Below are 18,001 nucleotides of genomic sequence, written 5' to 3' on the forward strand. Positions count from 1 at the left end.
GTCAGTTCGGATTGAAAGCCACATGGCAGTCCCGTCCGGCAGCCTTGGCGCTATAGAGGGCACCATCGACGTTGCGTAGCAGTTCGCGGCGGCAGGCCCCACCTTGCGGGGCGAGTGCGGTGCCGATGCTCAGGCGGGCGCGGACAATATTTCCCTCGATGGTGAAGGGGCTGCGGAAAGCCGAGAGCAGGCGTTCGGAGACGGAGACCAGCGCTTCTGTGTTTGGCGGGTTCGGCACGAAGATCGCAAATTCGTCGCCGCCCATGCGCACGACGATGTCGCCTGATCGAATAACCGACCGGATGCGATTTGCCGCCTCGCGCAGCACCTCGTCGCCGATATGGTGGCCGAGCGTATCGTTGATCGACTTGAAGCCGTCCATGTCGAGATAGAGAGCGCCGAAGGTCTGGCCGGAGGCAAGGGCTGATTCCAGCGCACGGTCGACGACTGCGTCGAGCGCCGAACGGTTGAGGAAGCCGGTCAGCGGATCGGTCATGGCCGCAGTGCGCAAGCTGCTTTCGGCAAGGCCCATGATGAAATTGGCCTTCTGCAGCCGCAGGAGAGCGCTCGCGACACTGGCGAAACGGCGAAGATTGGCCGTCTCTTTTTCGGTGAAGAGGCGCGGCTTCTGATCGAGGATGCAGAAGGCGCCGATGACCAGTTCGTTTTCCAGTTCCAACGGTGCGCCGGCATAAAAACGGAAATGGGGCGGGCCTGTCACATAGGGCGCGGCATTGAGCTCCGCATCCTGTTCCAGATCGGGAACGATGACCATGTCGTTGGCGAAGACGACGCGAGTGCAGAAGGAAAGGTCGCGCGGGCATTCCGAAAGCTGCATGCCCGCTTCGCCGGCGATGCGCAGCCAATCCTCGTCGACGATGTTGACGGCAGCATAGGGCATTGCGAATGCATTCCTGGCGAGCTCGGCAAGTGCTGCAAGCTCCGGCGTCGGGCTGCTGCCGATGGCGCTCAGCGAGCGCACGGCAAGCAGTCTCTGCGGTTCGTTGACTGGAATTCGGACAGTTTGTCCCATTCGAATCTCCGGCTCTTTGTCACAGACAGGAGCTAAAGTGGCGTTCTTGGAAATCTCCGCAAGGGCTAAAATTCACCAGCGTTAACCGGCAGTTGCTGCAGGTGGCGTCGCGGCGGAGCCGTGCTGATGACGCTTGCGAGGCTAGGCAGGGCAAGGGAAAGGTTCTAATGTCGGCCCGCCTGCGTGACTGGCGAGACAGATGGATAACCATCGGGAAGCGCAGGTTGCCGATGCCGCTCGCCTGGGCACAAACATAACCCCGATACCCGTGTGCCATGCCCATGCAGATACAGAACCCCCGCCTTATCGAAGCCCTTTCGCAACTTGATCAGCTCACCAACTGGGAACAGCGCCCGCGCGGCGAAATGCGGGTCGGGCTGGAGCCGATCCTCGATCTCTCGGCCCGTCTCGGCAATCCGCACCGCGCCTTCCGCTCGATCCATGTGGCAGGCACCAAGGGCAAGAGCTCGACCTCGGCGCTGCTCGAAGCGGGTCTGCGCCATGCCGGCATTTCCGTCGGGCGTTATGCCTCGCCACATGTGGAGCATATCTCCGAGCGCGTCAGCGTCAACGGCCAGGCAGTCGATGAGGGCGTGCTGGCCGAGGCGCTCTTCCTGGGGCTCGATGCACTCAAGGCTGCAAGGTCGGAGGGCACGGCGGCGGAGGCGGCGACCTGGTTCGACATTTTGACGGCGGCGGGTTTCCTGATCTTCCGGGATGCGGGCGTGAAATGGGCCGTGGTCGAAACGGGTCTCGGCGGACGGCTGGATTCGACCAATATCGTCGAAAGCGACGTTTCCATCGTCACCAATATCGGCCTCGAACATACGGAGATCCTTGGCAAGACGCGAGCGGCCATCGCCTTTGAAAAGGCCGGCATCATCAAGCCGAGGTCGACCGTCGTGACACCGCTCGAAGCTGATGACGAGGCGGGTGTCGTTATTGCGAAGCGTGCTGCAGAGATCGAAGCGCGGCTCATCCGGCCGGATTTTTCCGCGTTGAAGACGATTGCCGAGCGCAATGTCGCGGTCGCGGCTGCGGCGCTCGATGTGCTTGGCGAACTCGGCGTCGCGGCTGGGGATGGCCGGAAGGCCGGCGGATGGTTGATCGACAAGGCGGCAGAGCAGGAATCGCAATTGCCCGGGCGGCTGGAGCGATTCGTTGTTCCCGTGGCGGGAAGGCCCGTTTCCATCGCGCTCGACGGGGCGCATGTGCCCTTCAATCTCGAAGCTGTTCTCGACGATCTATCCGGCATGGAGGGATTTGCCGGGCAGGGCATCGCGGTCGTCGCAATCGCGGCAGACAAGGATGCGCCGGGGCTTCTCGACGTGATGCGCCGTTACGGCGTCTCGCCGATTTTCACCTCGGTTTCGGACCGCTTCCGTCCGCCTGCCGAAATGCAGCAGCTTGCCGCGAAGATCGGCCTTGCCAGCGAGGTGATCGAGGATCCGCAGGCTGCTTACGAAAAGGCGCTCGAACGGGCAGCCGCCTCCGGCGCCTGGGTGATCCTGACGGGGTCGCTCTATCTCGTCGGGCTGTTGCGCGAGCGGGTGCTGGGGGAAGCGAAAAAGGCCTGACGGGCGTATCTCATCGGGTATGCGCCAGACCACCTGCCGACGCGGTTCTGCGAGCGATGAGCTTGCCGATGATCACTTTCGAAAGGATCAGGAAGGGTGCTGCGCCGAGGAAGAACAGGGTGAKAGAGAAAAAGGCGGAGTTGAAGGCGATGACGCTCGCCTGCATCATGACCTGTTTTCCGAGCAAGGCGCCGGAGGCCTTTGCGGCGGCTCCAAGCTCTATTCCATGGGTTGCGAAATAGCGGCTCATCATCGCCAGCCGCTGAATCACTTCAGGACGACCGGGTATGATATGGGCGGCAAGGACAGCCCGGTTCTGGGCTGTTTCATTCTCGATGAAGGTTTGAAGAAAGGCTATTCCGATGAGACCGCCGATCTGGCGCCCGGCATTGAACAGGCCCACGCCATAAACAAGATGCGCCTTGCTGAGGCCGAGCATTGTGACGAGGGTTATCGACAGGAAGAGAAAACCGAGGGCCGCGCCGCGAAGCAGGATTGCCGGGAGCATATCGGGAATCCCGCTGCCGCCTGACGATCCCGATAACATCCACATGGCGCACATCAAGCCCATCACGCCGAACGGAACCGTTGCGACCGGTGTCATGCCGAGGCGCTGGATAAGGGCTGCGGTGAGGAACAGCGTCGTCACGAACATGGCAGTGCTCGGCAAGAGCAAGGCACCGGCTGCGGTGGGGGTCATCTTCAGGATCGATATGGAAAAAGACGGGATGAGGTAACTGCTGCCGAGCAGCGCGAAACCCGCCACGAAACTCGCAAGGAAGCCGAAGGAGAAACCGCCATTGCCGAAGACGCCGAGATCGAGAAGTTTGTCTTCACGTTTACCGCGCAGGCAATGAATGATGAGCAGAAGAAAGGCGGCCGCGGCGGCGAGCGTCAGCATGATGATGTCGTCGTTTCGCAACCAGTCCCAACGGTTTCCACGGTTGAGCAGGTAGGTGATCGAGAAGGCCGCTATCGCAAACATCGCGGTTCCGAACCAGTCGAAGCGGGAGCGGCGTGCTTCGGCCGTTTGCCCGGCATCGGTCCATGCAAGAAGCAGCACGGCCGCGAGGCCGACGGGAACGACGGCGGTGAAGATCCACCTCCATGACAGGGTGTCGAGAAGCCAGCCGTGCATGAATGGCGCAAGCGTTGCGGGAGCGACCACAGCGCCGATTGCAAACAGCGTCTGGATAAGCGGCTGCTCCCTGCGGGCGAAAACCTGGAAGAGAAGCGTCTGGGCGCTCACAAGAATGACCCCGCCTGAGAAACCCTGAATGAGCCTCAATGCCAGGAGGATGTTCAATTCGCTGGAGACGGCGGCAAGTGCGCATGCAACGGTCATGCTGGCGGTTGCCACTGTCAGCGCATTCTGCAACGTGAACCGGCCGGCGATCCAGGGAGTCAGCGCGAAGGCCACAAGCTTTGCTGCGACGTAACCGACTTCAAGCCTGACAAACTCGTCGGAAGACGCATAGGTGTCTCCCATGATGTCCAGTCTTGCCATCGACAGGACAGTTCCGGCGACCGCTTCGGTCAGCGCTGCGAACATTGCTCCGACCAGAAGACATGCGCCAGACAATGACGAGCGCCTGTCGGTCTCAACTGGAAAATGGGCCATCACGGTTCTCCTGGTATTGCAGGCATAGTCGGTCTGCCATTCGACGATCATCGCGCGAGGCGTCATTCGTGATAATCGGGGATTTTGCGGAAGGACTATAAAGCGTGGCTTGTAAATCGGTGGAGTGAAGGCACAGAGTTGCCGATGCTCAAAGGTGCGCAAGCTGCGCCGCCGGGGAATTTCCGCCTTGCCTATCGGAGGCGAATCCTGCCAAGTCGCCTCCATGCAATTCGCTCCTCAACAGGATGAAGCCCTGAAGGCCGTTTCCAACTGGCTGAAGGAGGGCAGGTCTCCACTCTTCCGTCTGTTTGGCTATGCCGGAACAGGCAAGACGACGCTTGCCAAGCATTTCGCCGAGCATGTCGATGGCGATGTGTTGTTTGCGGCTTTCACCGGCAAGGCGGCGCAGGTGCTGCGCTCGCGCGGGGCATCGAATGCCAAGACCATCCATTCGCTGATCTACCGGCCGCGCGGCGAGGAAGAGGTTGCCGACGAGGAAACCGGCAAGACCTCGATCGCGCCGATGTTTTCTATCAACCGTCAGAGCCCGGTCGCCAAGGCAGCACTTATCATCGTCGATGAATGCTCGATGGTGGACGAAGCGCTCGGCAGGGATCTGATGAGTTTCGGCACGCCGATCCTCGTGCTCGGCGATCCCGGCCAGCTGCCGCCGGTCACCGGCGGCGGCTACTTCACCAATCAGGAACCGGACTATCTGCTCACCGATATCCATCGGCAGGCGCGCGACAACCCGATCATCAAGCTCGCCATGCAGGTGCGTGAAGGCAATGAGATCATGTATGGCGACTATGGCAAGGCGCGGGTGATCTCGAAGAACGAGGTGACACAGCCCCTGGTTATGGATGCCGATCAGGTGCTTGTCGGCACCAACAAGACGCGGCGGCGCTATAACCAGCGCCTGCGGGAACTCAAGGGTTTTACGACCGAACATCCGCAGACCGGCGACAAGCTGGTCTGCCTGCGCAACGACCCGGCCAAGGGGCTGCTTAACGGCTCGCTCTGGCAGGTCATGACCTCATCCAAGGAAACGACCAAGCCCGGCATCAACCTGCTGGTGCGTCCGGAAGATGACGACATGGATCGGGGGGCTGCGAAGATCAAGCTCCTGAAGGAGGCCTTCGAGAATGTGGAAGGCGAGATCCCCTGGAACACGCGCAAGCGCTATGACGAGTTCGATTACGGCTATGCGCTGACGGTGCACAAGGCACAGGGTTCGCAGTGGAATAATGTCGTGCTGTTCGACGAAAGCTGGGCCTTCCGCGATACGCGCGAGCGCTGGCTCTATACGGCGATTACGCGCGCGGCGGAGACGCTGACGATTGTCCGCTAAGATTGGCGTCCGCTGAAAACTGGCGTATCTGCTCGTACAGGGTTGCGGTGGCGGCCGCTGCCCAGTGATCAGGCCTGCACGACGCCAAGGAGAACCGCCTTGGCGATCGCCTGAAAGCGATTGTTGGCGTGAAATTTCATGATGATGTCGGCTTCCAATGCGCGCGTTTCCTCATGCCTGAGGTCAAGGGCGCGGGCAATGCGCTGCGTCGAATATCCCTCAGCCATCAGCTCCAGGCACTGGCGCTCCTGATCGGTCAGGCTTGCCGGATCCCTGTTGTCGTTGATCGGCGGCAGGTCGAGGCTGCTGTCGTAATCGAGAAGATCGCTCACCTGCTGTAGCTGCCGGTGCAAAGTCGACATCTCGGCCGTCAGCTCGCGCTTGCGCTGGGAGAGGGCCTCGCGGAAAATCGATTCGGCCTCTTCCTGTGAGGCTGCGCTGCGCAGTACGTCCATCAATTCCTGGATGACGGCGATCGGCATGCCGGTTTCGCGGCAGACGGTGATGACCGCCATGCGCATGACGTCATCCTGATCGTAAACGCGCATCAGGCCGATGCGGTTTGCGGAAATCAGACCTTTTTCTTCGTAGAAATGCAGTGTCCTGTGCGTGACGCCGAAAGCGTTCGCCATATCGGCGATGGCAACAGGGCCTTGTGGAATATCCGGCGGCAATGCGGCCGAAGGCAGAAACCGGTATTTGGACCGGGCCTCCGAAGCAATACCGGCGGCGGCAAACAAACGTCTGGAACCGTCAGGCATGAACCCTCCTGGGGCAGATAGTTGCACCTCATGCGGCTTTGCCAGTTGCTTCCGGAGCGCGGCGAGCGGGGTTTCCTCTAGCGTTCTTATCGTTGGAAGAAGCAGTACTCGGCGTACTTACTCGTTACGCAGCGCCCACATTATGCGCGGACGGTTTCTTTTGTAAGTGCTAAAACTAACCGCTTTTAAATGGGATAGCAATGTCGAGAGCGTCATTTCGTCACTACTACCATATGGCATGTTGCGGCTGACAAATGATCTTCGAAAAGAACGGAAATTATTGTTTGCGGTACGCGCATGACCGCAGGCGCGGCCATCAGGACCGGACATGGAATGCATATGCGAATCTCATTGGCCTTCGCGGACGGCTTGGCTTAAAAGCAGGGCCAGTCTCCACCCCTGACGGATATTGCCATGCCCGCCAAACTTTCCGTGAACCTCAATGCCATCGCCATGCTGCGCAACCGGCGCGATCTGCCGTGGCCTGATGTGGAAGGGCTCGGGCGCATTGCGCTTGCGGCCGGCGCTTCGGGACTGACCGTGCATCCGCGGCCGGACCAGCGGCATATCCGTTTTTCCGACCTTCCCGTCATCCGCAACCTGATCGACGACGAGTTTCCGCAGGCGGAGTTCAATATCGAGGGTTATCCGACCGAGGAATTCCTGGAGCTTTGTGCCGGCGCTCAGCCGGAGCAGGTGACGCTGGTGCCTGACGATCCCTCGCAGGCGACCTCGGATCACGGCTGGGATTTCCGCAAGCATCAGGCGTTGCTGTCGGATGTCGTGACCCGGCTGAAGAAAATGGGATGCCGTGTTTCGCTGTTTGCCGACGGCGATGGCGACGAAGAAGCGGTGAAGGCCGCGAAGGCGACGGGTGCTGATCGGATCGAGCTTTATACCGGCCCCTATGGCGGCTGCTACGATGCGCCGGAGCGGGTAGGGCCGATCCTCGAAGGGCTGGGAAAGACGGCGGATGCGGCGATTGCGCTGGGTCTTGCCGTCAACGGCGGCCATGACCTGACGGTGGCAAATCTGCCCGCGCTCGTGAAGCGCATTCCAGCCCTTGCCGAGGTTTCGATCGGCCACGGGCTGACGGCAGATGCGTTGGAATATGGGATGGCGGAGACGGTGCGACGCTTCTGCAGGGCCTGCGGCCAGAAGATCTGAAAGCGGCCCGCCCTCGGTGGATGCGAGGGCGGGCCCAAAGTCGCCTCAGATGAGGCCGGCTCAGGCGGTGAGAGCGGCCTTGTTGGCGACGAAGTAATCCTTCAGCGGCTGCGGCTCTCTGCCGGTCAGCTTTGTGAAGTCGTCGGTGACGATGTCGAACTTGCCGGCGCGGGTATTGGCATCGGCCGAAACCAGCATGTCGGCGACGAAGCCCGGCAGGCCGGCGCCGCGAATACCCTGGCCAAGCTGTTCATCGGTCACGGTAACGACATCCAGTGGCTTGCCGGTCGCTTCGGTGACGAGGGCGGCGATCTCCTTCGATGTCAGCGACTGCTTGCCGGTCAGCGTATAGGTGGCGCCGGCCGAGATGCCGGCTGCGAGAACCGAAGCGATGGCGAGTGCGCAATCGTCACGCGAGATGGTCGAAATCTTGCCGTCGCCGGCCGATGTGAACCACTTTCCAGACTGCAGATTGTGCGGCATGCCGTGCAGGTAATTGTCGTGATACCAGGCGTCGCGGACGATGGTGTAGGGGATGCCGCTCGCCTTGATGGCGTTTTCGGTGCCGAGATGGTCGGGTGCGAAGGTGACGAGCGAACCATCCGGGGCCGGCATGGAGGTGTAGGTGATGTGCTTCACCCCGGCCTTTACTGCAGCGGCGACAGCAGCCTTGTGCTGGGTCAGGCGCTTGCCGGGTGTGTCGAGGGCGTCAGTGCTGATGATCAGCAGGCGGTCGACACCGGCAAAAGCGGCTTCGAGGCCGGCGGCGTCATCGAAATCCGCCTTGCGGGTGAGAACACCCTTGGCGGCGAGGCTCGCGAGCTTTTCCGGGCTGCGGGTCGCGGCAATGATGTTTGCCGGGGTGACCTTGTAGCTTTCGATCAGGTGATGGACGACAAGCTGGCCGAGCTGGCCTGCGGCGCCGGTGACGAGAATGGTTTCGCTCATGATATCCTCTAGTGGTTGACAGGTGGTCTCAAAAAGAGAGTAACACTAGAATAGGAATTGACCGGAAACTGTAAAGAAGGCAGTTTTTCGGGACTTCGTTACCAAAAGGGAACCAGCATGGMCGGAACAATCGTCAATCTGAAAGCGAGAACAGGCCAATCCGAAGGGTTGGGCGCGCGGCGCGACATCGACCTTGCCAGTCTGGATTTCACCAATTGCCCGGTTCGCGACGTGATGCAGCAGATCGGCGGCAAGTGGTCGACGCTGCTGCTGGAGGCGCTCGCCAAGCAGCCCTATCGCTTCGGCGAATTGCGCCGGATGATCCCCGATATTTCCCAGCGCATGCTGACCCAGTCGCTGCGCGACCTGCAGCGGGACGGCTATATCGAGCGGGAGGTTTTTCCAACGAAGCCGCCGAGCGTCGAATATCGGCTGACCGATCTTGGGCGGTCGCTCTACACGGTGTTGTCGCAGCTTCTGAACTGGGCGGAGGCGAACCATGATGAGGTTCGCGCTGCGCGGCTGCGGTTCGACGCAGATGCTTTATAGAGCGCAATTCCGGACGCAAAACCGCAGTACACTTTTGCTGGAATTGCTTTAGGGGATCAGGCGGACGACCCGCCTGATCCCGAGACAATCACTTCTCGCGGCCTTCCGTCAGGAAGAACAGGAAGGCGAGCGCCGGGAAGCAGAAGCCGATCCAGGCCGCCATCGACCAGCCGCCCGTTGCATAAGCCCAGCCGCCGAGCGCTGAGCCGATAGCGCCACCGGTGAAGAAGGTCGCCATGAAGAGGCCGTTCAGGCGGCCGCGGTGTTCCGGGCTCAGCCCGTAGATGGCGCGCTGGCCGCAGACGAGGTTGGTCGTCACGCCGAAATCCAGCAGGATCGCCGCAGCCGTCAGCAGGATAAGCGCCATCAGCGAGCCGTCAGTGGCGAAATGGCTCATGAGGAACGAGCCCATGCCGAGCAGCATGGCGAGCGTGGAAGCGACCTTCGTCATGCCACGGTCGGCAAGGCGGCCGGCGATCGGCGAGGCGATGGCGCCGGCGGCACCGGCCAGCGCAAAGAGGGCGATGCCGTTCTGGGACATGCCGAAGGCGGGGCTTGCAAGCAGCAGCGGCGCCGTCGTCCAGAACAGGCTGAAGGCACCGAACATGCCTGCCTGATAGAGGGCGCGGCGCTGCAGCACGCGCGAGTTAACTGCCAGATGGCCCATCGAGGCCAGCAGCTCACTATAACGCAGMTTCGTATGAGGGACGCGGACCGGCAGGTTGGCGCGCAGCACGATGCCGAGCGCAATCATGACCGCGGCGGTGACGTAGTAAACCACATGCCAGGAGGAGGCTTCGGCAACGAGGCTCGCAAAGGGGCGGGCAAGCATGATGCCACAAAGCAGGCCGCTCATGACATTGCCGACGACCTGGCCGCGCGTCGCATCCGGCGCCATGCTGGCGGCGAAGGGAACGAGGACCTGCGCTGCGACCGAGGCAAGGCCAATGCAGAGCGAGGCTGTCAGGAACATGCCCGGCGTGGAGGAGAAGGCAGCGCCAATCAGCGCAAGCGCCGAGGCGGCGATCAGCGTCAGGATGAGGCGGCGGTTTTCGAAGAGGTCGGCTAGCGGCACGATCAACAAGAGGCCGAGGCCATAGCCGATCTGAGTCAGCGTGACGATGAGGCCGGTCGCGGCCGGCGAGAAGCCGAGATTGGCGCTGATCGGGCCGGCGAGCGGCTGGCCATAATAAAGGTTGGCGGCGACGAAGCCGCAGGAGGCTGCAAAAAGGAAGGTTAGCCAGGGGGATAGGACACGAGGTACGGCCGTATCCGGCGTGGTGGCTGAAACGCTCATCAGAAACTCCAATAGGCAATGATTGGGAGGATTGAATGCAATTTAATCGTCTGCCGCCACCCGATCCTTGATCGGATTCCGGCATTCGGTCGTCAAGTCACCAGCCGCATGGCGGCTTCTGCCGCAGCCATCATCTCTTCCTCGGCGCGTCCCGTCCTCCCGATGACACGAAAGCCCTTGGTCAGGCAGAGAAAGGTGAGGGCCGTAGCATCAGCGTCCAAGGTCGGCGGAATGGTGCCATCGGCCTGGCCGATGCGGATCAGATCGGCCATCAGCTTCTCATCGGCGGAAAAGGCGGCGGCGACATGCCCTGCAGCTTCAGCATCCAGCAGGGAGAGGTCGTTTGCGCCGCCGACGACGAGGCAACCCTTGAGGCCGGCTTCGCCGTGGGAAAGCTCGGCATAGTACATCACCATCTGGAAGACCTTCTCACGGCCGGTCTTCGCCGCCGCGATCCTTGCTTCCAGCCGGCCGCGGCCGAGCTGGCGGTAGCGCTTGAAGGCGGCAAGGAAGATGCCGCGCTTKTCTTTGAAAGCCTTGTAGACGCTACCGGAGGCAAGGCCCATGGCTTCGGTAAGTTCGCTGATGGAGGCGGCATGGTAGCCGCGCTCGGAGAAGACGCGAAGCGCCGCATCCAACGCGGCGTCCATATCGAACTCGCGCGGGCGGCCGCGGCTGCGGGTTTTTGTGTTGGGCGCAACGGCAGCGGATATGAGGGCGTCGATGGTCATGACGCCTAATTAGGGAATGATCATTTCCAAATCAAGTGAATTTTTGCGACACCACCTGTTCACAGGTTCAGATCGAGCACCCAGGTCTGGCCGTTGGCCTCCGGGCCGAACATGCGGTGTCTCTCCTCGGAGACAAGCCGGAATCCGGCCTTCTGGTAGATGGCGCGGGCGGTATGGAGGAAATCGTTGGTCCAGAGAGAGATCTGCCGGTATCCCTTACCCCGCGAAAAGGCGATGCATTCATCGACCAGCTGCCTGCCGAGGCCGAGGCCACGGGMAGCCTTGTCGACATAGAGCAGGCGGAGTTTGGCAATGCCGTCGCCGCCATTGGTGATCAGCACCGAGCCGAGATTGATGCCGCTGCGCTCGGCGATCCAGCAATATTCCATCCCGGGGTCGAAATTGGCGAGGAACTTGCCGGCGACATCGGCGACCAACCCTTCGAAGCGCAGATCCCAGCCATATTCCTCCACATAGAATCGTCCCTGGCTCTGGACGATCCAGCCGATATCGCCGGCTCGATGCGGGCGGATGATGGCGGCAGCCGCTTTCGCCTGCGGATCGAGGATGGCGCGGATCGTGCGCATGGCGGCAACGGCGGCCTGTGGCTCGCCATCGGTCAAAGTGTCGAACCGGGCGGCGATCTGGGCGTTGGAGCGACGACCGAATTCCTCGAACTGGGCTCGTCCCTTGTCGGTGACAGTGATGATCTGGCTGCGCTGGTCGGCCGGATCGGGCGTCGCCTCGATGAGGTCTTCGGCACGGAAGCGCTTGAGAATGCGGCTGAGATAGGCGGGATCGAGCTGCAGGTCGCGGGCAAGCGCGCCGGCACTCACGCCGTCATGCGCGCCGATCTCGAAGAGCACGCGCGCATCCGTCAGCGTGAAGGGCGTGTCGAGATAGGCCTTGTTCAAAAGGCCAAGGAAGTTCGTGTAGAAACGGTTGAATTCGCGGGCGGATTCGATGAGGGCAAGATCGGTCATGGCAGGGTCTCCTGATGGAAACCCTGCTGTTTTTATTTGACTGAGTCAACTAAATTGATGACTCAGGCTGCGTCTTCCTCTTCCTTGGTTATTTCACCCTCGAGCGCGAAATCGACGGCAGCGCGGGCATGGATCGCCGTCGTGTCGAATCCAACAAGGGGAAGATGATCGGGGTCGAGGATCAGGCAGATCTCGGTGCAGCCGAGAATGATGCTGTCACAGCCCTTGGCGCGGGCGCGCTCGATCACGGCCATCAGTTTCTCGCGCGAACTGTCGAGCACCTTGCCGGCGCATAGCTCGTTGAAGATGATGTCGTGGACAGTGGTGCGGTCGGCGGCTTCGGGCACCATGATATCGAGGCCGAGGCCCTTCATGCGGTCGGTATAGAAGCCGTGCTCCATCGTGTAGCGCGTGGCAAGCAGCAGCGGGCGCTTGCAGCCGGATTGATGGATGGTTTTCGCCGTCTCGTCGATGATGTGGATCAGCGGCACCGAGATGTGTGCGGCAACCTCGGGCGCGATCAGATGCATTGTGTTGGTGCAGATCAGCACGCAATGGGCGCCGCCAATCTGCAGGCGCAGAGCGACATCGCCGAGACGCGAGGCCGCCATATCCCAGGCGCCGGCCTTCTGCAGGGCAACGATCTCCTCGAAATTCACCGAATGCAAAGTGAGCTCGGCAGAGGCCAGGCCGCCCAGGCGCTCGCGCACCATTTCGTTGATGAGGCGGTAATAGACCGCGGAACTTTCGAAGCTCATGCCGCCGATCAGGCCGATGTTTTTCATGGATTCTCGCTCCCTATGGTGTTTTCGAATGCGGTAATGATGCAGCAGATCAGGCGCGACGTGTTTGCATTGTTTGTGCTTTTGCATCGATACGTGCTAAGGTTTTGCGGGATTTTTCGGTTTCTTGCAAAATTTCAGCGTGGTCTCCATCATGATCGACGATCGCGACAGGCGGATTCTCGATATCCTGCAGGACGATGCAGGCATCTCCGTGACCGACCTTGCAGAGCGAGTGGCTTTATCGGTCTCGGCCTGTTCGCGGCGCATCCAGCGGCTGGAGGAGAGCGGCTACATCGCGCGTCGCATCGTCGTGCTGGATCGCGAGCGGATGGGCGTGCCGACCACGCTCTTTGCGCTCATCAAGACGGCGCATCATTCCGACGAATGGACGGAGGCCTTCCGCCGCGCGATCAGCGATATCCCCGAGATCGTCGAGGCACATCGGCTGACCGGCAATTACGATTACATCCTGAAGGTCGTGCTGCCGCGCGTCGAGCATTACGACGTGATTTACAAGCAAATCGTCCGCAAGCTCGAACTCTTCGACGTTTCGGCATCGATCTCGATGGAAGAATTAAAACACGGGACGGCGATACCGGTGGGCTATGCCCGATGAGCTACGGTGTTGAGGGGCATGGTTGAATGAACGATAGAGATATTCTTAGTCTTTTTATGCCGGGGGAAAAGCTTCTCTGGTCAGGGCGTCCGGCGCAGGGATTTCTCCTGACATCGCGGGATTTCCTCCTTATTCCCTTCTCGCTTCTCTGGGGCGGCTTCGCGATCTCTTGGGAAACCACTGCCGTGCTCGGGAATGGGCCGGTTCTCATGAAATTGTGGGGTCTGCCGTTCGTGTTTATCGGGCTCTACATCATGGCAGGACGTTTCTTCGTCGATGCTGCCGCGCGGGCGCGGACGGAATACGCGGTGACCGACAGACGCATCATCATCAGGAGAAGCGGCCTCTTTCGAAATTTATCCACGAGCCAACTCGAACTYCTGCCGTCGATCAGCCTTGAAGAAGGCGACCGGGGCAGGGGCACGATCAAATTCGGCGTAAGGTCAGATCGACGGATGAGCGGCTGGACACCCGCCCTCGCCAATGAACCTCAGCTTCTCGGGATCGAAAATGCGCAGCACGTTTACGGTATTCTCGAAAAAGCACGATCGGATATCAGGGGGAGCCGGTAACCCTAGCGTATCGACCGTCGGCGGCGCAGGGMAGGCATGCCGAAAAGGCAGTTGAAACCTTTGTGTGAAAGGCGACATTGGCTGCAGCAGAATGACAAAAAGGGGTAGGTCATGAGCGAGCATCACGTCGTCGTTGTCGGCGGCGGTTTCGGCGGGCTGCAGCTCGTCAATGGATTGAAAGGCCTGGGATCAAGGGGAGGGGGCGTGAAGATCACGCTTATAGACCGGCGCAACCACCATCTCTTCCAGCCGCTGCTTTATCAGGTGGCTACCACCATCCTATCCACTTCAGAGATCGCCTGGCCGATCCGCCATCTCTATGCCGACCGGCCCGAGGTGACCACGCTGCTCGGTGAGGTCAATGGCGTCGATCCCAATGCAAAGACCGTGTCCCTGCGCAGTGGCATGGTGCTGAAATACGATACGCTGGTGCTGGCGACTGGCGCAACGCACGCTTATTTCGGCCATGACGAATGGGAACCTGTCGCCCCGGGCCTGAAGACGCTCGAGGATGCGACGACCATCCGCCGCCGCGTGCTGCTCGCCTTCGAGCGGGCGGAAGTGGAAAGCGATCCCGCTGTGCGCGACGCGTTTTTGACTTTCTCTATCGTTGGTGCAGGCCCCACGGGCTGCGAGCTTGCCGGCATCATCGCCGAGTTGGCGCATTTCACGCTGCCCAAGGAATTCCGCAACATCGACACGCGCAAGACCCGCGTCGTGCTGATCGAGGCGGGGCCGCGGGTATTGCCGGCTTTTGCCGAGGATCTCTCGGCTTATGCGCAAAAGGCATTGGAAAAGCTGGGCGTCGAGGTGCTGACGGGTACGCCGGTGACGCAATGTACGGCTGATGGCGTGACGGTCGGCGAAAGTTTCATTCCGAGCCGCACGATCGTCTGGGCCGCAGGCGTGCAGGCTTCGCATGCGGCGCGCTGGCTCGGCGTGCCGGCCGACCGGGCGGGGCGCACCATCGTCGAGAAGGATCTGACGGCGCCGGGCTTGCCCGATGTCTTCGTGATCGGCGATACGGCTTCTGTGATACGTGAGGATGGCAAGCCGGTGCCGGGCATTGCGCCGGCGGCCAAGCAGCAGGGCGGCTATGTCGCGAAGGTCATCCGTGCGCGGCTATCCGGCAAGCCGGCGCCGGGACCGTTCAAATATTGGCATCAGGGAAGTCTGGCGACGATCGGCAAGAGTGCGGCGATCATCGATTTCGGCCGGTTCAAGCTCAAGGGCTGGCTCGCCTGGTGGATCTGGGGGCTCGCCCATATCTACTTCCTGATCGGCACGCGCTCGCGCTTCGCCGTCGCCTGGAACTGGTTCTGGATCTATATGAGCGGCCAGCACAGCGCCCGGCTGATCACCCAGCGCGAGACCATGCGCGACGACCGGTAGGGGCAAACAGACGATAAAGGAAAAGGGCGGCTCCGGGAGCCGCCCTTTCTGTTTCATCAGGCTGCCAGCGAGGCGATGTCGATGACGAAGCGGTAGCGGACGTCGCTCTTCAGGACGCGCTCATAGGCTTCGTTGACCTGCTGGATGTTGATCTTCTCGATCTCGGAAACGATGTTGTGCTCGCCACAGAAGTCGAGCATTTCCTGGGTTTCCTTGATCGAGCCGATCATCGAGCCGGAGATGCTCTTGCGGCCCGGGACCAGCGAGAAGGCGTGAACCGGGATTGCGTTTTCGGGAACGCCGACCACGACGAAAGCGCCATCCACCTTCACGAGGCCGAGATAGGCATTCCAGTCGATCTCGGCGCTGACGGTGCAGATGACGAGGTCGAAGGCGCCGGCGAGCTTCTTGAAGGTTTCCGGGTCGTTGGTGGCGTAATATTCCTTGGCGCCGAGCTTCAGGCCATCTTCCTTCTTGGAGAGGCTCTGCGAGAGCACGGTGATATCGGCGCCCATGGCAGCACCCAGCTTGACGCCCATATGGCCGAGGCCGCCCATGCCGACGATGGCAACCTTCTTGCCGGGACCGGCCTTCCAGTGGCGCAGCGGCGAATAGAGCGTGATGCCGGCGCAGAGAAGCGGAGCGGACGCGTCGAGCGGAAGGTTGTCCGGGATGGACATGACATAGCCTTCCTTGACGACGATGCTATCGGAATAGCCGCCCTGGGTGCGGGTCTTGCCGTCTGCTTCGAACTCATTGTAGGTGCCGACGAGGCCCGGCATATACTGTTCCAGATCGACATCGCGGGTGGCGCAGCCGACGCAGGAATCGACGAAGCAGCCGACGCCGACGCGATCGCCGACCTTGAACTTGGTCACTTCGGAGCCGACAGCGGTCACGATGCCGGCGATCTCATGGCCCGGCACGATCGGATAAACGGCGTTCTTCCATTCGTTGCGGACGGTGTGAATGTCCGAATGGCAGATGCCTGCAAACTTGATGTCGATGACGACGTCATCCGGGTTCGGATTGCGGCGTTCGAAGGTGAAGGGGGTCAGCGGCTTGGAAGCGTCAGTCGCGGCGTAGCCTCTTGCAATAGGCATGGGAACCTTCCTTTTCGATTGGGAGGGGTGGGGGTGGGCGGAATATTGCCCGGAACCGTGCTGCAGCGTTAGAGCGATACTCTCAGCTTTTTGCACGATCCTGCAAAAGTGAGCCGGCCACCTGTTTGCGAAATGGAAAAGGCGGCCTAGATAGAAGCGGTATCGCTGGTGTCAGACAGAAAGAGTTGCCGCATGACATTGCCCTTCAATCCCTATCAGGAAATCGTCGATATCGCGATGCGCTTTGCGCCAGGCGATGGCGAGTTCCGCACGTCGATCGGCAACCTCCACATCAGCCGCCGCTCGAACCCCAGTGATCCGCTGCATAGTAGCTACAAGCCCTGCTTCGCCTTTGTGCTGCAGGGCGCCAAGAGCCTCCGCCTCGGCAATGAGTTCATCAGCTACGGAACCGGGGACTATCTGCTGACTTCGCTCGATCTGCCGGTCGCATGGCGTATCGCCGAGGCCAGCCCGGAGGTGCCGCATCTCTGTCTGGGGCTCGCGATTGACTCCGAAAAGCTGCTGGAGCTCTTAAGCCGCATTGATGTTCCTCGCCCAGGCGCCCACACAGACGGGCAGCGCGGTATGACCGTCAACGTCGCCCCGCCGGAGCTTCTGGACGCCGCCGTGCGCCTGCTGCGCTTGCTCGATCGTCCAGACGACATTCCGGCCATGGCGCCGCTGATCGAGCAGGAAATCCTCTATCGGATACTGACCGGGCCGGATGGCGAGCGGCTGATCAACATCGCGACGGCTGACAGCCACAGCAACAGGATCGCGCGCGCCGTCGCCTGGCTGAAGGAGAATTTCGCTCGGCCCCTGCGCATCGAGGAACTAGCCGACCACGTCAGCATGAGCGCGTCATCCTTCCATCACCACTTCAAATCGGTGACGGCAATGACGCCGATGCAATATCAGAAGCAGCTTCGCCTGCATGAGGCGCGCCGGCTGATGCTGGTGGAGCGGCTGGATGCAGGGACTGCCGGTCATCAGGTCGGCTATCAGAGCCCGTCGCAGTTCAGCCGCGAATATAKCCGCCTCTACGGCGCTTCACCCGCACGCGATGTCGATGGCGCGCGAGATGCTGTAGCAGCGGAATAAGGCGTGGGAGTAAGTCTCAGCCTGGGAATTTCAGCGCCTTGTCGGCACGGCACTTCGCAAGCTTCAACTGGCGGAAGGAGAGGATGCGCGTGATGCGTTCCTTGCCATCGGTCTCGACGCTCATACAGGCGCAGGCATAGCCGTAATTGCCGTTGGTCTGCACGTAATCGTGCTCGGAAATGTCGGGGATGAGGTCCATGCCCTCAGGCTCGTCACCGCTTCCCTGCGTCATGATCGTCCAGGTATTTTCCGCATCGTCCAGCCACCAGTTGGCGGGTGTCGGGTTCTGGATCCAGCCGCAGCGCGTTTCGGCGGCAAGAGCGGGAAAGGCGAGAGCGAGCGACAAAGCTGCGGCGAGGACTGCTGTCTTCACGGGCGATTCTCCTTGGGCCTCGATACTCGGCTATTTGCCTG

18 protein-coding genes and 1 riboswitch are annotated in these 18,001 nt (G+C 61.1%); of the genes, 8 read left to right on the plus strand and 10 right to left on the minus strand.

All coding sequences use genetic code 11. The annotated features are described in order from the left end of the window. Position 1: 1 nt before the first annotated feature. Positions 2-1,033 (minus strand): sensor domain-containing diguanylate cyclase, encoded by a 1,032-nt coding sequence (locus tag AC1DNW_RS08700; RefSeq protein ID WP_113311969.1) that lies wholly within the window; start codon positions 1,031-1,033, stop codon positions 2-4. Positions 1,034-1,206: 173 nt separating this feature from the next. Continuing rightward, positions 1,207-1,287: riboswitch (ZMP/ZTP riboswitch) on the plus strand. 27 nt (positions 1,288-1,314) lie between these two features. On the opposite strand from AC1DNW_RS08700, the gene AC1DNW_RS08705 reads away from it, so the two are divergent. Continuing rightward, positions 1,315-2,610 (plus strand): glutamate ligase domain-containing protein, encoded by a 1,296-nt coding sequence (locus tag AC1DNW_RS08705; RefSeq protein ID WP_113311973.1) that lies wholly within the window; start codon positions 1,315-1,317, stop codon positions 2,608-2,610. Positions 2,611-2,620: 10 nt separating this feature from the next. Here the strand turns inward: AC1DNW_RS08705 and AC1DNW_RS08710 are convergent, their stop codons facing one another. After that, positions 2,621-4,297 carry a DHA2 family efflux MFS transporter permease subunit gene (locus tag AC1DNW_RS08710; protein WP_477852457.1) on the minus strand — a complete coding sequence of 559 codons (1,677 nt, stop codon included), beginning with the start codon at positions 4,295-4,297 and terminating at the stop codon, positions 2,621-2,623. A gap of 157 nt (positions 4,298-4,454) precedes the next feature. Here AC1DNW_RS08710 and AC1DNW_RS08715 point away from each other — a divergent pair, with 157 nt between their 5' ends. Beyond that, positions 4,455-5,582 (plus strand): ATP-dependent DNA helicase, encoded by a 1,128-nt coding sequence (locus tag AC1DNW_RS08715; RefSeq protein ID WP_113296740.1) that lies wholly within the window; start codon positions 4,455-4,457, stop codon positions 5,580-5,582. Positions 5,583-5,650: 68 nt separating this feature from the next. Here the strand turns inward: AC1DNW_RS08715 and AC1DNW_RS08720 are convergent, their stop codons facing one another. Continuing rightward, on the minus strand, positions 5,651-6,343 hold the full coding sequence (locus AC1DNW_RS08720) for a MerR family transcriptional regulator (RefSeq protein ID WP_113296684.1): 693 nt from the start codon (positions 6,341-6,343) through the stop codon (positions 5,651-5,653). 414 nt (positions 6,344-6,757) lie between these two features. Here AC1DNW_RS08720 and AC1DNW_RS08725 point away from each other — a divergent pair, with 414 nt between their 5' ends. After that, positions 6,758-7,510 carry a pyridoxine 5'-phosphate synthase gene (locus tag AC1DNW_RS08725; RefSeq protein WP_113296685.1) on the plus strand — a complete coding sequence of 251 codons (753 nt, stop codon included), beginning with the start codon at positions 6,758-6,760 and terminating at the stop codon, positions 7,508-7,510. A gap of 60 nt (positions 7,511-7,570) precedes the next feature. Here AC1DNW_RS08725 and AC1DNW_RS08730 read toward each other — a convergent pair whose 3' ends face one another. Next, the gene (locus tag AC1DNW_RS08730; protein ID WP_113311970.1) at positions 7,571-8,458 is read right to left on the minus strand and encodes an SDR family oxidoreductase; all 888 of its coding nucleotides are present in this window, start codon (positions 8,456-8,458) and stop codon (positions 7,571-7,573) included. 117 nt (positions 8,459-8,575) lie between these two features. Here AC1DNW_RS08730 and AC1DNW_RS08735 point away from each other — a divergent pair, with 117 nt between their 5' ends. Further along, positions 8,576-9,007 carry a winged helix-turn-helix transcriptional regulator gene (locus tag AC1DNW_RS08735; RefSeq protein ID WP_477852460.1) on the plus strand — a complete coding sequence of 144 codons (432 nt, stop codon included), beginning with the start codon at positions 8,576-8,578 and terminating at the stop codon, positions 9,005-9,007. 88 nt (positions 9,008-9,095) lie between these two features. Here the strand turns inward: AC1DNW_RS08735 and AC1DNW_RS08740 are convergent, their stop codons facing one another. From AC1DNW_RS08740 to AC1DNW_RS08755, 4 genes are all read right to left on the minus strand, one after another. Beyond that, on the minus strand, positions 9,096-10,304 hold the full coding sequence (locus AC1DNW_RS08740) for an MFS transporter (RefSeq protein WP_477852461.1): 1,209 nt from the start codon (positions 10,302-10,304) through the stop codon (positions 9,096-9,098). Positions 10,305-10,396: 92 nt separating this feature from the next. Continuing rightward, entirely contained in the window at positions 10,397-11,035 is a 639-nt protein-coding gene (locus AC1DNW_RS08745) for a TetR/AcrR family transcriptional regulator (protein ID WP_477852463.1), read from the minus strand. Positions 11,036-11,094: 59 nt separating this feature from the next. After that, positions 11,095-12,018 carry a bifunctional helix-turn-helix transcriptional regulator/GNAT family N-acetyltransferase gene (locus tag AC1DNW_RS08750; RefSeq protein WP_477852465.1) on the minus strand — a complete coding sequence of 308 codons (924 nt, stop codon included), beginning with the start codon at positions 12,016-12,018 and terminating at the stop codon, positions 11,095-11,097. A gap of 62 nt (positions 12,019-12,080) precedes the next feature. Further along, the gene (locus AC1DNW_RS08755; protein ID WP_113312305.1) at positions 12,081-12,803 is read right to left on the minus strand and encodes an aspartate/glutamate racemase family protein; all 723 of its coding nucleotides are present in this window, start codon (positions 12,801-12,803) and stop codon (positions 12,081-12,083) included. Positions 12,804-12,954: 151 nt separating this feature from the next. On the opposite strand from AC1DNW_RS08755, the gene AC1DNW_RS08760 reads away from it, so the two are divergent. From AC1DNW_RS08760 to AC1DNW_RS08770, 3 genes are all read left to right on the plus strand, one after another. After that, positions 12,955-13,419: an Lrp/AsnC family transcriptional regulator gene (locus AC1DNW_RS08760; protein WP_113312307.1), complete on the plus strand. Its 465-nt coding sequence runs from the start codon at positions 12,955-12,957 to the stop codon at positions 13,417-13,419. Positions 13,420-13,445: 26 nt separating this feature from the next. Continuing rightward, positions 13,446-13,991: a PH domain-containing protein gene (locus tag AC1DNW_RS08765; protein ID WP_113312304.1), complete on the plus strand. Its 546-nt coding sequence runs from the start codon at positions 13,446-13,448 to the stop codon at positions 13,989-13,991. Between the two features lie 111 nt (positions 13,992-14,102). Beyond that, positions 14,103-15,383 carry an NAD(P)/FAD-dependent oxidoreductase gene (locus tag AC1DNW_RS08770; protein WP_477852468.1) on the plus strand — a complete coding sequence of 427 codons (1,281 nt, stop codon included), beginning with the start codon at positions 14,103-14,105 and terminating at the stop codon, positions 15,381-15,383. Between the two features lie 56 nt (positions 15,384-15,439). Here AC1DNW_RS08770 and AC1DNW_RS08775 read toward each other — a convergent pair whose 3' ends face one another. Further along, positions 15,440-16,486, minus strand: a complete 1,047-nt coding sequence (locus AC1DNW_RS08775; protein WP_113296694.1) for an NAD(P)-dependent alcohol dehydrogenase — start codon at positions 16,484-16,486, stop codon at positions 15,440-15,442. Positions 16,487-16,678: 192 nt separating this feature from the next. On the opposite strand from AC1DNW_RS08775, the gene AC1DNW_RS08780 reads away from it, so the two are divergent. Then, entirely contained in the window at positions 16,679-17,587 is a 909-nt protein-coding gene (locus tag AC1DNW_RS08780; protein WP_477852469.1) for an AraC family transcriptional regulator, read from the plus strand. Positions 17,588-17,603: 16 nt separating this feature from the next. Here the strand turns inward: AC1DNW_RS08780 and AC1DNW_RS08785 are convergent, their stop codons facing one another. Next, positions 17,604-17,960: a DUF4087 domain-containing protein gene (locus AC1DNW_RS08785; protein WP_113296696.1), complete on the minus strand. Its 357-nt coding sequence runs from the start codon at positions 17,958-17,960 to the stop codon at positions 17,604-17,606. Positions 17,961-18,001: the final 41 nt, after the last annotated feature.

The organism is Rhizobium sp. 05L429, from assembly GCF_056397645.1.